At 64.2% G+C, this 14,908-nt stretch carries 11 protein-coding genes; 2 read left to right on the top strand and 9 right to left on the bottom strand.

Annotation, left to right across the window (positions count from 1 at the left end):
* Positions 1-3: 3 nt before the first annotated feature.
* The 9 genes from ABWW33_RS13115 to ABWW33_RS13075 all read right to left on the bottom strand — a co-directional run bounded on the left by ABWW33_RS13115 (position 4) and on the right by ABWW33_RS13075 (position 12,404).
* Entirely contained in the window at positions 4-669 is a 666-nt protein-coding gene (locus ABWW33_RS13115; protein WP_008446927.1) for a TetR/AcrR family transcriptional regulator, read from the bottom strand.
* 132 nt (positions 670-801) lie between these two features.
* Positions 802-1,188 carry a phasin family protein gene (locus tag ABWW33_RS13110; protein WP_353402041.1) on the bottom strand — a complete coding sequence of 129 codons (387 nt, stop codon included), beginning with the start codon at positions 1,186-1,188 and terminating at the stop codon, positions 802-804.
* A 119-nt stretch (positions 1,189-1,307) separates the two neighbouring features.
* Entirely contained in the window at positions 1,308-3,203 is a 1,896-nt protein-coding gene (locus tag ABWW33_RS13105; protein WP_353402039.1) for a S9 family peptidase, read from the bottom strand.
* Positions 3,204-3,330: 127 nt separating this feature from the next.
* Positions 3,331-4,494, bottom strand: a complete 1,164-nt coding sequence (locus tag ABWW33_RS13100) for a DUF1444 domain-containing protein (protein ID WP_353402038.1) — start codon at positions 4,492-4,494, stop codon at positions 3,331-3,333.
* A gap of 62 nt (positions 4,495-4,556) precedes the next feature.
* Positions 4,557-8,216, bottom strand: a complete 3,660-nt coding sequence (locus ABWW33_RS13095; RefSeq protein WP_353402036.1) for an EAL domain-containing protein — start codon at positions 8,214-8,216, stop codon at positions 4,557-4,559.
* A gap of 153 nt (positions 8,217-8,369) precedes the next feature.
* Positions 8,370-9,308, bottom strand: a complete 939-nt coding sequence (locus ABWW33_RS13090; RefSeq protein WP_353402034.1) for an esterase/lipase family protein — start codon at positions 9,306-9,308, stop codon at positions 8,370-8,372.
* 29 nt (positions 9,309-9,337) lie between these two features.
* Complete coding sequence (locus tag ABWW33_RS13085) at positions 9,338-10,993, bottom strand: GMC family oxidoreductase (RefSeq protein ID WP_353402032.1); 1,656 nt, start codon at positions 10,991-10,993, stop codon at positions 9,338-9,340.
* Positions 10,990-11,514, bottom strand: coding sequence for a hypothetical protein (locus ABWW33_RS13080; protein ID WP_353402030.1), 525 nt, complete (start codon positions 11,512-11,514; stop codon positions 10,990-10,992). The genes ABWW33_RS13085 and ABWW33_RS13080 overlap by 4 nt, the downstream gene beginning before the upstream one ends.
* Before the next feature lie 110 nt (positions 11,515-11,624).
* A complete protein-coding gene (locus tag ABWW33_RS13075; protein ID WP_353402029.1) occupies positions 11,625-12,404 on the bottom strand; it encodes an RNA methyltransferase in 780 nt (259 codons plus the stop codon).
* A gap of 168 nt (positions 12,405-12,572) precedes the next feature.
* On the opposite strand from ABWW33_RS13075, the gene ABWW33_RS13070 reads away from it, so the two are divergent.
* Both ABWW33_RS13070 and ABWW33_RS13065 read left to right on the top strand, forming a co-directional pair.
* Positions 12,573-13,370 (top strand): inositol monophosphatase family protein, encoded by a 798-nt coding sequence (locus ABWW33_RS13070; protein WP_176654060.1) that lies wholly within the window; start codon positions 12,573-12,575, stop codon positions 13,368-13,370.
* Positions 13,371-13,573: 203 nt separating this feature from the next.
* Positions 13,574-14,908, top strand: a 1,335-nt coding sequence (locus ABWW33_RS13065) for a DEAD/DEAH box helicase (protein ID WP_353402027.1), incomplete at its 3' end; no start/stop codon positions are given.

Below are 14,908 nucleotides of genomic sequence, written 5' to 3'. Positions count from 1 at the left end.
AGCTTACTTCAGCTTCTTCAGATATTCTTCGGACAGTTTCTGGAACAGCAAACTGGTTTCGTTGCGCAGATACGGGCCGATCTGCGACAGCACCTGGTAGCAGCCGCGCGCCAGCGCGTCGGCCATCGATTGCTGCTCGCTGTATTTGCGCGGGTTGCGCACGTATTCGTAGGACAGCCAGTAGGTCGCCACCACCACCATATTGGTGGCCATGGCGTCGATGGCGGTGTCCGAGGCTTCCAGGGACTTTTCGCTGCGCAAGTCTTCGCACAGCTGCTTGGCCACCTTGATCTTGTGCGCCAGGATTTGCTTGAAGTGCAGCTCGAGCTTGCGGTTGCGCGACAGCAGGTCGTTGAGGTCGCGGTAGAAGAAGCGGTAGCGCCAGATCAGTTCGAACATCAGGTGCAGGTACAGCCAGACGTCCTCGATGTTCGAGCGGCGGCCGTTGGGCACGGTCAGGATGCGTTCGATCTCGGCTTCGAACTGGACGAAGATCGAGTTGACGATGTCGTCCTTGTTGCGGAAGTGGTAGTACAGATTCCCCGGCGAGATATTCATCTCTTCGGCGATCACCGTGGTGGTGATATTCGGTTCGCCGAATTCATTAAACAAGCGCAATGACAATTCAAGTATGCGTTCGCGGGTACGGCGGGGTGCTTTTTGTAGCATAGCAATGAGACCTCTGTTTATTCTCCTGCAAGCATAACACCGATGCCCCATTCTTAGAAACATCTACACGCCGCTTTGCGTGCACATGCGTGCCTGATGGCGAAAGATACGCCAAAATATCGCTAACGTCGGCTATTTTGCGGCTGTTTTGGCCTTGGCGCGCGTCGTCGGCTTGGCGGCGGGCTTTTTGGCGGCCTTGGCGGCAGGCTTGGTTGCAGGCTTCGCTGCCGGCTTGGCGGCGGCCTTCTTCGGCGCCGGCTTGGGGGTGAGCGCCGCCACCTGCTTCGTCAACTCGTCGATGCGCAGGCTCAGCGCCTCGACTTCCTTGGCGGTCGGCACGCCGATCGAGCTCAGCGCCCGCAACACGCGCTCCTCGAACAACTGCATGGAGAAGAACTTGCCCTCTTCCTCCTGCGCCTTGGCGAAGGCGCTGAGGCCGGCCTGCCAGATTTCCTGCGACGACATGCGTACAACTTCAGCCGTCTGCTGGTCGTCGTTCTTCTTCAACTTCTTAGCCATTTGAACATCCCGTGGTTTTGCATTGCCGTCATTTTATTGTAGATAGCAAAACTAGAACAGGGTTTCTAATGCGGCCGCTCGCGCTCGATTTTGATGACACGATGCGGATGTAGGATTTTTCAAGGTGATGGCTGAGCGCCCGGCACACCCATGTATTTATCCAGAAACTCCAGCAAGGTATTGTAATAAGTGATCTCGTTGCGGACGTAATAGAGGCCATGGCCTTCCTCTTCAAAGGTCAGCCACTGCACGTTCTTCTGTTGCGCCTCCAGGGCCTTTTTCATCTTTATGCCGTGTGCGATGGGCACGCGAACATCGTCCTCACCGTGCATCAACAGGACCGGCGCCTTGATGCGGCCGGCATGCTTGAGCGGAGAAACCTGGTCGAACTGCTCCTTGTTCAATCGGGCGTCACCGATATGGGTCAGCATCAACTCGCGGGTCACCTTATTGCCCGTGCGATCAGAGCTATCGTGAAACATATACTCGATATCGGAGACGCCGGCAAAGCTGACGCCGCATCGATACAGATCCGGCGTCTTGATCAGACCCCAGAGCGCCGCGTAGCCGCCGTAGCTGGCGCCCGCAATGCAAATGCGCTTCGGGTCTGCGATACCCTGCTTGATCAGGTATTCAACGCCAGCCGTAATGTCATCCTGCATCGCCAAGCCCCATTGCCCAAATCCCGCTTCCTGAAAGCGCCGTCCGAAGCCGGCAGATCCGCGAAACTGCGGCTGGAACACGGCATAGCCGTGAGCGGCAAGAATTTGCACCTCAGCGTTCCATCCCCAATAATCGCGCGCCATCGGGCCGCCATGGATCAGTACCACCAACGGCGTCCTGCCTGGCTTGCCAGCAGGACGCGTCAAGAAGGCGGGAATTTTGAGTCCATCGGCAGCGTCATATGTGAGCGTTTCCATCGGACGCATGTCGGCATCGGCCAGCTTCGGCCTGGTGGCGGTCACCAAGCGCATCTGTCCAGTGCTCATATCCGCCAGATACCACAAGCCCGGATCAATATCGCTGCTGGAATGCACCAGCACCATGCCCTTAGGATTGCCCGTGATCTCGTTAAAGCGCAGCGGCAGAGCTTGATCGATGGCTTGCTGAACCGCGTGCCAGGCAGAATTGAACCAGACTTGCTGCGGCTTCAGGCCTCGGGTCGACACCTGGTCGAACGAAGTCTGATCGATTCCATTGACCTCGAGGATGTCCTGCTTGGGATGGCCCGCCATCATCTCGCCGATCACGTGGTGTTTGGTGTCGTAGGAGAAAATGGCGTAGGTATCGCGCCCCGAGCGGGACGAAATAACCAGCGTGTCAGGCGCATCCGGGACAAACAGCGGCACCCAGTAATCTTCGCTGATGGCAAACTCGGCCAGTTTTTCCCACTCAGCAGCGGCGGAACGCTTATACCAGTTGGAGACCTTGGACACATCGTTCCAGAAGGCCGAGTTAACCAGCGTTACAGCGCGCAATTCTCCCTGCTTATCGAACGCCCACTTGATCGCTTTGCCACGAGGATAGCTGAATTTCTTCATGGCGCCGGTTCGGGCGTTGACCAGTCCGATGTCGCCATCCTCCCTATCGGTGTACACCAGCAGGTTAGGCGAATGCGGACTACCGAGCTCGGCCTTGCCGATCACTGCCTGGCCAATATCAGCCACCTTCTTCCCGTCCAGCAGGACCGACTCTGCTTCGATACCGTAATCCACCGCGAGCAGATCGTTGTCCACCCATGTAACTGCGATCGGTGTCTTGTGGAAACTCCAATATCCCTCGGTAACGCGACGCCCTTCAAACACCAGGCGCGGAGTCAATGTTTCCGTATCGTAGAGCAGTAGTCCCGTGTTGGTGCCGTTATTGCCGATGGCGACGATGTGCTTTCCGTCCGGCGATAAACTGAGTGAGTACGTGCTGAGGGGATTGACCGCTTGGTCGATAGTAAGGGGCGCAGCCAATGCGCCGTGCATCAACGCCGCGATGGCGCATATCAGAACCGAAAATCCGCGCATGCGCTTTCTAGACTATATTATCAATCAGACACTATAGCAGAAAATCAGCAGGGCAATTGACTTTTTCCCAAGGCAACCATCGAACGATGCGCCCATTGCCGATCTTCGTGCTGCTTGTTTTCGCTCGTCAGAATTCGCGCGACGCCAGCGCGTCGAACTGCTCCCGGCTGGGGAAGTTCTTCAGGCGGTAGCGGGCCGGGTAGCCCTCCTCGCTGTGCGCCAGCTCATGAATGCTGGCGCGCAGATCGTCCCAGGCCACCAGCTTGGGACTGCCCTCGCCCGTCTCGCTGTCATCGTCCGGCCGCACCAGCGCCACCAGGTCGACCTGCGGCAGCAGCGTGTCGACGCCCTCGGTCCAGACGCCGTAGCTGATCAGGCGTCCGGTATCGGTTTTCTGCACCAGCTGGCAGGTGGCGACAAAGACGTCGATGGCGTCGCGCTCGTAGGCCTTGTCCAGCAACTGCTTTTGCGAGGCGTAGTCGTCGGCCAGGTAGATTTTCTTCAGTTGCTCCAGTTGCCCCCGCACCTCAGCGTCCGCCGGCAGGTATTCCACCGCCTTGCCCTGCTCGAAGCGGTACATCAGCGCGGAAATGACGCGGCCCTCATCGCTGGCGTAGCCGCGCGACAGCGCCAGCATCGCCAGCAGCGCCGCGCTGTTGTTGGACGACGCCACCAGCAGGCGGCTACGCGTCGGCATCATGACGATGGGGTCGCCGCCGACTTCCAGCCGGAAAAACATGTCGGCCAGCAGGATGCGCGACGCCTCGTACGAATCGTCCCACGCCGCCACCAGTACGCCGGGCGCGGCCGGCACGAAGTTGGCCACCGTCATGTCGCGCAGATTGTCCAGCGCGGCGGCCAGCGCCACGTCGAACGACACGCCCCAGTCCACCAGCGCCGACGCCGACAGCGTCTGGATCGAATGCGCGCTGTCGTAGGCAAGCATCAGCACGCTGTCCGCGCTGAACGGCGCCGCGCCATCCATGAACGACTGCGCCCCGCCCTGGCCCGCCTGCGTCAGCCGCATGTATTCGATCATGGCGCGCCCGCGCAGCACCGGCCGCAGGCCGTCGCGCGCCTCGGCGAAGGTGGCCGGCAATTCCGGCGCCTGCATGCTGCGGATGTAGTGGGCCAGCACGTCGGGCCGGCGCTTGCGGTCGGCGGCGCAATAGTCGCGGTAGGCGTTGTGCAGATTGAAGATCTCGGCGCTGCCGCTGCCGCCGACCAGCCGGAATTCGTCGGCGTCAAAGCTGAGCGGTCCCGCGCGGCCGCTGTCGGCAAAGGCCTGCATGGCCAGTCGGGCAAACTTCTCTGGGGAGGGGGTCGATTTGAAAAAGTCGAAAATGCCCAAACTTACTCCTTGATGTCCGCGGTGACGGCCAGCGGCGGATGCACGACGGCCGCGCCGCCATGCACCTGGGCATGCAGGCGGAAGCCTTCGCGGATGTTCTCGCGCAGCACGGCGCCCTTCCACGGCTTGGTGTAGAAGCGGTCGATGGCGCCGTGGTTGATGGCCGCCATGATCGGCGTCAGGTCGGCATAGGCCGACAGCATGATGCGGAAGGTGTCCGGCGCCAGGTTCTTGACCCGCTCCATGAACTCGGTGCCGCTCATCAAGGGCATGCACTGGTCGCACAGGATCACCTGCACCCGGTGCTGGGCCAGGATGTCGAAGCCTTCGGCCGCCGTCTGCGCGGTCAGGATGCGGTAGCCGTCCTGCGACAGGAAATCGGTCAGCACGTCGAGCATGAAGGCGTCGTCGTCGACGATCAGCAGGGTCTGCTGGTCGACGATGTTGTCGTCGGCCGGCGCCTGCAGGTAGTGGCCCGAGCGCAGCATCGCCTCGAACTCGTCCTCCGGCAGCGGCCGGCTGAAGTAATAGCCCTGCATCTCGTCGCAGCCATGGCGGCGCAGGTAGGCCAGCTGCGGCTCCTTCTCGACGCCCTCGGCAATCACTTCCAGCTTCATGCTGTGCGCCATGTTGATGATGGCCAGCACGATGGCGGCGTCGTCCGGATTGCTGGTCACTTCGCGCACGAAGGCGATGTCGATCTTCAGCTTGTCGATCGGGAAGCGCTTCAGGTAGGCCAGCGACGAATAGCCGGTGCCGAAGTCGTCGATCGAGATCTGGATGCCCAGCGCCTTCAGGTTCTGCAGCACGGTGATGGTTTCTTCGGCGTTCGACATCAGCGAGCTTTCGGTCAGCTCCAGCTCGAGCAGGTCGGGCGCGATGCCGTGCTCCTTGATCGCCTTCAGCACCTCCTCCTCCAGCCCGCCGACGAAGAACTGGATGCCGGACACGTTGACCGACAGATGCACGGCGCCGGCGTTGGACTTGCCCCATTCGGCGATCTTGCGGCAGGCCTCGTTGAGCACCCAGGTGCCGACCCGCACGATCAGCCCGGTCTCTTCAAGAATCGGAATGAACAGCGCCGGCGACACCATGCCGTGGCCCGGCCGCTTCCAGCGTATCAGCGCCTCGGCGCCGCTGACGCGGCCGCTGGCGATGTGCACCTTGGGCTGGAAGTGCAGCACGAATTCCTCGTTGTCGATGGCGCGCCGCAGCGCGTTCTCCAGGTCCAGCCGCGCCAGCGACTGCGCGTTCATCTCGGCGGTGAAGAAGCGGAAGGCGTCGCGCCCCGCCTCCTTGGCGCGGTACATGGCGGTGTCGGCATACTGGATCAGCGTGTCGGGATCGGTGCCGTCGTCCGGGTAGACGGCGATGCCGATGCTGGCCGTCACCGTCGCCTCGTGGCCCTTCAGGTCGAACGGCCGGCGCAGCGCCTCGCGGATCTTGTCGACCACGGCGATGGCGTTCTGCGCGCCCTCGGGCAGCATCAGGATGGCGGCGAACTCGTCGCCGCCAAAGCGGCCGATGGTGTCGCGCACCCGCAGGCAGTCGACCAGCCGGCTGGAGAACTGGCGCAGCAGCTCGTCGCCGATGGTGTGGCCCAGCGTGTCGTTGACGTTCTTGAAGCGGTCGACGTCGAGGAACAGCACCGCCAGCGACCAACGGTGCTCGGCGGCCTGGCGCAGCGAGTGGGTCAGCGAATCGTAGAACTGGCTGCGGTTGGGCAGGCCGGTCAGCGTGTCGAAGTGCGCCAGCTTGAGCAGGCGCTGCTCGGCCTCCTTGCGCTCGGTGATGTCGCGCGCCACCGCCACCAGGATCCAGCTCGGGCCGGAGCGCAAGGTGCGGCGCTGCACTTCCACCGCCAGCGGCGAGCCGTCCTTGCGGTGCACCAGCAGCTCGGTCATGGCGCCGCTCTGGTCGCCCGACAGCAGCTTGTCGTACAGCTCTTCCAGCTTGCTCAGGTCGCATTCGACCGACTTGTTCGGGCCGACCTTGAGGAAGTCCTCGCGCTCGTAGCCCAGCATGCGGCAGGCGGTGACGTTGACGTCGACAAAGCACATGCCGGCGCGGTCGACCAGGAAGATGGCGTCGGCGGTGGCGTCCATCGCCAGGCGGAAGCGGCGCAGGTCCTCGTCGAGCCGGATGCGGGCGTTCATGTCCAGGGTCAGCTGCGCGTGGTGGCGCTTGATTTCCTCGTACAGCAGCAGGTTTTCGTAGGCCACCGAGATCTGCGCGGCCACGGTGGCGGCGACGCGCTCGTCGACCTCGGAGAAGCCGTCGGCGCCCAGCTTGTCGACCAGGTAGAGCCAGCCGTGGGTGCGCTCGCGCGAGGCGATCGGCACGCCGAGGAAGGAGTGCACGGGCGGATGGCCGGCAGGCAGGCCGATGCTGGCGGGGTCGCCGTCGAGATCGTTGATGCGGCAGGCTTGCCGCTGTTCCAGCAAGCCGCGCAGCACGCCGGCGCGCGGCGCCTGGATGATCTGCCGGGCCGGCATGCCGGCGCCGCAGCTGGCGAAATAACTGAGCTCGGTCGCGCCGCTTTCCAGCACGCCGATGCAGGCGTATTTGGAGACGCAGATGTTCTGCGCCACGCGGCAGCCGATGTCGACCAGCGCGCCCGGGTCGCGCTCGGCGCCCAGTTCGATGCCCAGCTCGATCAGCGCGGTCAGGCGCAGGCTCACCGCCTGCAGGCTGGAGAGCGAGCTGGTCAGGCGCTGCGTCATCAGCGTCAGGTTTTCCGGCCGGTCCGCATCGGGGCCGCGGGCCAGCTGCGTGATCAGCTGGCTGCTCGATTCCAGCTCGCCCAGGTAGCCGGCCACCTGGTCGTCGATGTTGTGGAAGCGCCCCTCCTGCGGCGGCTCCGGCGAGAACGCCGGCAGCGTTTCTTCCTCGCTGGCCACGGCCAGCCCCAGCGCCTCGTTGACGGTGGCCAGTATCACTTCCGGATCGGACGGCTTGGGCAGCACCCAGCGCACGCCGCAGGATTGCGCCACCGCCATCGCCTCGCGCTCGCGGTAGGTGGCGGTGTAGAAGATCACCGGCACGTCGGCCGTGTCCGGATTGCCGTGCATGCGGGTGACGAACTCGTAGCCGTCCATGTTCGGCATCAGGATGTCGGAGATCACCAGGTCCGGCCGCTCTGCCAGCACCATTGCCAGGCCCTCGGCGCCGTTGGACGCCTCCAGCAGCCGGTGGCCGCCGTAGCCAAGCAAGGTCATCAGGAACTCGCGGTTGAGCACATGGTCGTCCACGATCAGGATGGTGGCGATGTCGTTTTTAGCCGGGGTCGACACCGCCCCGGTCAAAAAAGACTCGATTTGCGTGACGAAGGTGTCCGGCTCGACCGGCTTGCCGATGTAGCCGTCGAAGCCGGCCGCCAGCAGTTTTTCGCGGTCGCCCAGCATCGCCAGCGCGGTCACCGCCAGGGTCGGAATGTGGCGCACGGTCGGGTCCGCCTTGAGCGCGGCCACCACGCCGTAGCCGTCCAGCTTGGGCAGATGCACGTCGCAGATGATCAGGTCGGGCACCTCGCGCAGCGCGGCCGCCACGCCGGCCTCGCCGTCGGCGGCCGACAGCGGGGTGTAGCCGAACGCGCGCAACAGATACACCATCAACTCCATGTTGGTGGCATTGTCTTCTATGATCAGGATGCGTGCAGACACGTTAAGGCTCCCTCTTTCGACATCCAGCGACTTGGCGTGGATCAAGTCATCATACTAACTCGTAAATCCGTTCTGCGCGTGTGCGCCTCACCACTTACCAAGATGCATATGAGTAACCATACAGCAACAATCAACGGGAAAAATCACACAAAATCACACCTGCGCCACCGATTCGATTTCGGCCAGCGCACAGCGCATGATGTCGGGATGGCGGCCCAGCGCGACATGGCCTATGGCGCCGAACACCAGGTTGCGCGCGCCGGGCAAATCGCTGGAATCCTGGGGCGCGACAATGTTGTCATGGACAGAATAAATTGAGCTGAACATGCTACGTTGCAAATTTGCCTCAGATGCGGCCAGGCCGTCCAACCACGCGCTGTTGACGCGCATTTGCAGCGCGTTGCTGCCGGGTCCGAAATGCGCCAGCGCGGTGCCGTGGTGCGGCGTGCCCAGCGTGATGACGCGGGCGATGCGCTGGTGGCCGTAGCGGCGCAGGTAGGCGCGCGCCACCAGCCCGCCCATGCTGTGGCCGACGATGATGACTTGCGCGCTGCCAGTCGCTTCGCACAACTGTTCGACGGCACGCTGCACCTGCGGCGCGTAGTCGTCGATGGAAGCGCCCAGCGGCTCCAGGTCGATGCCGTAGTGGCTGATGTGCGCGCGCGTCAGCAAGGCGCTCATCGGGGTCCAGTAGCCGCTGTTGCAGGCGTAGCCATGGATCAGCAGCACCGGCAGCCCGCGCGCCTGCGGCTGCAGCCGCAGGCCCAGCGGCTTGAGCATGTAGTAGGACGAGGTCAGCATCGAGGCACTGAATTCATGCAGGAACAAGGCGGCGGCGCGGAGCGGATTGAGCGCGTGGTCGGGCGGCGTGGCGCTGCCCGCGCGCGAGCTCATCAGGAAGTTGTTGGCCGAGATCAGCAGCCGCACCAGCAACACGATGGCGATGCCGATGCCGGCATAGGCCAGCGCCGTCAACGGCGGGTTCAGCGGCGCCTCCCAGGCCGGCCGCCACACGTGGTGCAGCCCGGCCGCCAGCGCCAGCACGGCGCCGGCTTGCAGCGCAAGCAACAGGATAATCAGACGTTTGATCATGCCGCCATCATACCGCGCCTGTCGCGGTTTCAGGCCTTGACGGGCCGCGCCGCCGGCTTGCCGGTCAGCTGCTGCGCCAGTCCGCTGGCCAGCCGCGCCACGATGCCGTAGATCGACAGCTGCGGATTGGCGCCGATCGAGGTCGGGAACAGCGAACCGTCGTGCACCGACAGGTTGCCCAGTCCATGATAGCGGCCGTCGGCGCCGGTCACGCCCAGCCGCTGGTCGTCGGACATGGCGCAGCCGCCCATCACGTGCGCCGACACCACGCGCGTGGCGAGCAGCTTGAAAGGCAGCGCGTTGATGCCGGCCCTGGCCTGCGCCCAGCTGGTGTACTTGAGCGCCGCCTCGTGCACCGGCGCGACATCCTTGGCGCCGGCGGCGAACTGGATCTCGGCCATCGTCAGCAGCGCGCGGCGCGCGCCGTCCCAGACGAAGTCGGTGATCGGGTAATCGAGCACCGGCGCGCCGTTGCCGGCCAGCGCCACGCTGCCGCCGGGCGCGTCGGCGTGGAAACCGTCGCGCAGCAGCGCCAGGATCACCTGCTTGTGCGGGAACTGCGCCATGTCGCCGGCGTGCTGGGCGCCGAAGCCGGCGGTGGTGGTGGCCAGCAGCAGCGGATGCAGCGGCGGCACTTCCAGCTTGTAGCCCATCGGGCCGTCGATCGGATCGGCATGCAGGAAGTGGTCCGAATACACCGTTTGCGGCGCGCCGGCGTAGCCGTCCACGCGCTGCTCGAAGGTGCCGGCCGAGATCACCACCGGATGCAGGAAGGTGCGCTTGCCCAGCAGGCCGTGCGGATCGGGCGCGCCGGAGCGCATCAGCAGCGCCGGCGAATTGATGGCGCCGCCGGCGACGACGAAGTGTCTGGCGCGCAGCGTGACGCGGCGGCCGGTGGTCGCCAGGCCGGCCGCGTCCAGCGCCACGCAATCGAGCTGGACCACCTTGTCGCCCTTGAGGACGAAGCGTTCGGCGCGCGCGCGCGTCAGCAAGGTGGCGCCGTTTTGCAGCGCCGACGGGATCGTCGTGACCAGCATCGACTGCTTGGCGTTGGTCGGACAACCCATGCCGCAATAGCCCAGGTTCCAGCAGCCGTTGACGTTGCGCCGTATCAGCGCGGTCGGAATGCCCAGCTTGGCCGCGCCGCGCCGCAGGATGTCGTTGTTCTCGTTGGGCGGCGCCGACCAGTCGGAAATATTCAGGCGCTGCTCCATCATGCCAAACCACGGCGCCAGCGATGCCGGCGCATAGTCCTTTAAACCATACTGTTTAGTCCAATACGCCAGCGTGATGTCCGGCGTGCGGAAGCTGCTGGTCCAGTTGACGGTGGTGCTGCCGCCGACGGTGCGGCCCTGCAGGATGTTGATGCCCTTGTCGCGCGTCTTGCGCGCGGCCGACTCCTGGTACATCTGCGGATAGGCCTCGGCCTCGCGCATGTTGAAGTCCGTGGACGTGCGCAGCGCGCCCTCCTCGACGATCAGCACGCGCAGGCCGGACAGCGCCAGGATCTCGGCGGTGACGCCGCCGCCGGCGCCGCTGCCGACGATGACCACGTCCGCCTCCAGCGTGCTGTCGGCGTCGAGCCGCGAGCAGTCGGTGACGCGCCAGCCGGCGGCCAGCCCGGCCTGGATCGGATCGGGTATCACGCCCTTGGGCGCGGCGATGGGGATATTCGCGGTAATCATTTCAGCAGCTCCTTCAGCGGACCGGGATAGCCGATCGATTCCCACGTCGACGGATCGGCGTACCAGGGGCCGAGGATCAAATCATGCAGCGCCATGTAGCCAGTCTGCAGCAGGCCGAGGCGGTGCGTGCGCCAGCTTTGCAGGAAGGCCGCCACCTGCTGCGGATCGGCCTGCTCCCAGCTGCCGGACACGCCGGCCAGCCAGCGCCGCGCGGGCGCCAGCGCCAGCAGGCCGAACAGGTCCCGCACTTCCTTTTGCGTGGCCAGCGGCAGGCCGAGGATGGCGGCCTGGGTGCGCGCCGTGGCGGCCGTGACGGCGGCGGCGCGCGCGGCCGGCTCGGACGGCAGCACGCCGGCCAGCATCGCCGGGATGATCGCGGCCAGCACGGCTTGTGCTTCGCCGTCCAGTTTGAAGGGGGTGTCGCTGGCAGGCGGATTCGCCATGCGATAGATGGCGCCGCCGGCAGCGAGGGTAATCGCGCCGGCCACGCCGATCTTCAGGAAAGATCTGCGGGTGGTCATGTCTCCGTCCGTCTGTATTTTTTTAATCCAGCTAGTGTACGTGAACGGATGGAGAACCTAGACGGCAAAAAATAGAGGGCGGCGTCTAGTAACGTTTAATGGCGCAGGCCTTAATTCCTGGGCTTGCCGGTCATATGGCGGGCGATGCCGCGCAGGATGTTGACTTCTTCCTTCTCCAGCTGGGCGCGGGCGAACATGCGCTTGAGGCGCGGCATCAGCTTGCGCGGATTGGCGGCGTCGAGGAAGCCGATATCCACCAGCGCCTGCTCCAGGTGCTGGTACATGCCCTCGATCTGTTCCACGCTGGCCGCCTCGCCCTGGAAGCCGATCTCGTTGGCGTCGCCGGCCGGCTGGCGCGCGCTCGGGGCGCCGTCCAGCGCCGCCATGCGGCATTCGTAGGCCAGCACCTGCGCCGCCTGCGACAGGTTCAGCGACGAATAGTCCGGATTGGCTGGAATATTGATCAGCACATTACACTTCTCGACCAGCTCGTTCGGCAGCCCGAACCGCTCATTGCCGAAGATGAGCGCCGCGCGCAGCTCGGGCTGGGCCGCCAGCTGCTCCGCCATCTGGCGCGGCGTCAGCACCGGCGGCGAATATTCGCGCAGCCGGGCCGAGACGGCGGCGGCGAAGTTGATGCCGTCGAGCGCCTCGGCCATGCTGCCGACCACCCGCGCGCCTTCGAGGATATCCTGGGCGCCACTGGCGAAAGCGACCGCCTCGGCGTCCTGCAAGGCGTTGTCGAACCGCGGCGTCACCAGCACCAGGTCGCTGAAACCCATGGTTTTCATGGCCCGCGCCACGGCCCCGATATTGCCCGCGCGGCTGGTCTCGACCAGAATAAATCGCAGCTGTTTGAAAAGATTGGTGTTGATTTGAGGCAGGTTCATTTAAAATAGCGCTATTGCGCGGTATCGATACACAAATTCCCCGGGATTTTACCCTGTCGTCGCCGCTCCGCTCTTTAATTCACTCTTGTACCCTAATGTGCTGCCGGGCAGGCTCAGGCCCCCGGTGGGCGTTAGCGTTCTTTTAACGGAAAAGCTTACATGCACCCAATGCTCAACACGGCGATCAAAGCCGCCCGCCGCGCCGCCGCCGTCATCAACCGCGCTTCGTTCGACCTCGACCGCGTCATCGTCAACGAGAAAAACCACAAGGATTTCGTCACCGATGTCGACACGGCCGCCGAACAGGCCATCATCGAGGTGTTGTCCAAAGCTTATCCCGACCACGCCTTCCTGGCCGAAGAGTCGGGCGCTTCCAAGAACGCCAACGACGAGACTGAATACACCTGGATCATCGACCCGCTCGATGGCACCACCAACTTCATGCACGGCTTCCCGCAATACTCGATCTCGATCGCGCTGTCGCAGCGCGGTGTGATCACGCAGGCCGTCATCTACGATCCGGTGCGCAACGACCTGTTCACCGCCACCAAGGGCGCCGGCGCCTACCTCAACGACAAGCGCATCCGCGTCACCAAGCTCGACCGCATCGCCAACGCGCTGCTGTCGACCGGCTACGTGGCAGGCAACGCCAAGGCGCTGGACGAATACCTGAAGATGTACGGCATCATGGCCGAACGCTGCCACGGCGTGCGCCGCCCGGGCAGCGCCGCGCTGGACCTGGCCTACGTGGCCGCCGGCCGCCTCGACGGCTTCTATGAAAAAGGCCTGAAGCCCTGGGACATCGCAGCCGGCTCGCTGATGGTGACCGAGTCCGGCGGCATCGTCGGCGAGTTCAGCGGCGAGTCCGACTACCTGTACAAGGGCGACATCATCGCCGCCAGCCCGAAGATCTTCGGCCAGATGGTCGGCCTGCTGACCCCGTTCGCGGAGCAGCCCAAGGCTTAATTGTTGATAGTGGAAAGTTTGTTACAAAAAAAGGGGCCCATCCGGGCCCTTTTCATTTCCTAAGTGAAACATAAAGCAAGTTAAGCTGTTATACTCAGGCTTGCGGCGCCTCTGACCAGTCCTTTAGCCGCAGTGTCATCCACTCTGATTGCCTGCGACTGGCGCTTTCAATAGCGACAGGCCTATCTTAACAAAAAGTCATCATGTCATTTTCCTCCCTCGGTTTGTCCGACGCTATCGTCCGTGCTGTAACCGAAACCGGCTACACCACGCCCACCCCTATCCAGCTGCAGGCGATCCCCGCAGTCCTGAATGGCGGAGACCTGCTGGCAGGCGCACAAACCGGCACCGGCAAGACCGCCGGCTTCACCTTGCCCATCCTGCACCGCCTGTCGACCGACGCCAACGGCGCGGCAATCACCAGCAACACCACCGCGCGTCCGATCCGCGCGCTGATCCTGACCCCGACCCGCGAACTGGCGGCCCAGGTCGAGGAAAGCGTGCGCACCTACGGCAAGTACACCAAGCTCAACTCCACCGTGATCTTCGGCGGCGTCGGCATCAACCCGCAGATCAAGCAGCTCAAGCACGGCGTCGACATCCTGGTCGCCACCCCTGGCCGCCTGCTGGACCACATGGAACAGCGCACCGTCAACCTGTCGAAGGTGGAAATCCTGATCCTCGACGAAGCCGACCGCATGCTGGACATGGGCTTCATCCGCGACATCAAGAAAGTGCTGGCGGCGCTGCCGCCGAAGCGCCAGAACCTGCTGTTCTCGGCCACCTTCTCGGACGAGATCAAGGCGCTGGCCGACGGCCTGCTGAACAAGCCGGCAATGATCGAAGTGGCGCGCCGCAACTCGGCGGTGGAAGTGATCGCCCAGCTGATCCACCCGGTCGACCGCGACAAGAAGCACCCGATGCTGGCGCACCTGATCAAGTCCAACAACTGGAACCAGGTGCTGGTGTTCACCCGCACCAAGCACGGCGCCAACAAGCTGGTTGAACAGCTGGGCGGCGACGGCATCGGCGCCATGGCCATCCACGGCAACAAGAGCCAGTCGGCGCGCACCAAGGCGCTGTCCGAGTTCAAGGACAACAAGCTGCAGGTGCTGGTCGCCACCGACATCGCCGCGCGCGGCATCGACATCGACCAGTTGCCGCACGTGGTCAACTACGACCTGCCGAACATTCCGGAAGACTATGTGCACCGCATCGGCCGCACCGGCCGCGCCGGCGCCACCGGCGAAGCCGTGTCGCTGGTCTGCGTGGACGAGCACGACATGCTGAAGGATATCGAAAAGCTGATCAAGCAAACCCTGCCGCGCGAAGTGATTCCTGGCTTCGAGCCGGATCCGAACGCCCGTCCGCAACCGGTGCAGCTGCGCAGCGGCGCGCCGGGTCATCGCAACGGCGGTGGCGGCGGTCGTAGTGGCGGCGGCGGACGCGGCAAAACCGCCGCCGCCCGGGCCAAAACCGGCGGGGGGGGGGGGGACGGGGGGGGGCAAGCACGCGCCCCCGGCGCCGGCTCTTTTAAA

The organism is Duganella hordei (assembly GCF_040369125.1).
In the GTDB taxonomy this organism is placed as follows: Bacteria; Pseudomonadota; Gammaproteobacteria; order Burkholderiales; family Burkholderiaceae_D; genus Rugamonas; species Rugamonas hordei.
This window is presented reverse-complemented; position numbering and strand designations above follow the sequence as displayed.

Coding starts and splice junctions, on each gene's coding strand:
- ABWW33_RS13110 (WP_353402041.1), bottom strand. CDS start 1,188: ATGGCTAAGAAGTTGAAGAAGAACGACGACCAGCAGACGGCTGAAGTT.
- ABWW33_RS13090 (WP_353402034.1), bottom strand. CDS start 9,308: ATGATCAAACGTCTGATTATCCTGTTGCTTGCGCTGCAAGCCGGCGCC.
- ABWW33_RS13085 (WP_353402032.1), bottom strand. CDS start 10,993: ATGATTACCGCGAATATCCCCATCGCCGCGCCCAAGGGCGTGATACCC.
- ABWW33_RS13080 (WP_353402030.1), bottom strand. CDS start 11,514: ATGACCACCCGCAGATCTTTCCTGAAGATCGGCGTGGCCGGCGCGATT.
- ABWW33_RS13075 (WP_353402029.1), bottom strand. CDS start 12,404: ATGAACCTGCCTCAAATCAACACCAATCTTTTCAAACAGCTGCGATTT.
- ABWW33_RS13100 (WP_353402038.1), bottom strand. CDS start 4,494: ATGCAGGCCTTTGCCGACAGCGGCCGCGCGGGACCGCTCAGCTTTGAC.
- ABWW33_RS13070 (WP_176654060.1), top strand. CDS start 12,573: ATGCTCAACACGGCGATCAAAGCCGCCCGCCGCGCCGCCGCCGTCATC.
- ABWW33_RS13115 (WP_008446927.1), bottom strand. CDS start 669: ATGCTACAAAAAGCACCCCGCCGTACCCGCGAACGCATACTTGAATTG.
- ABWW33_RS13105 (WP_353402039.1), bottom strand. CDS start 3,203: ATGCGCGGATTTTCGGTTCTGATATGCGCCATCGCGGCGTTGATGCAC.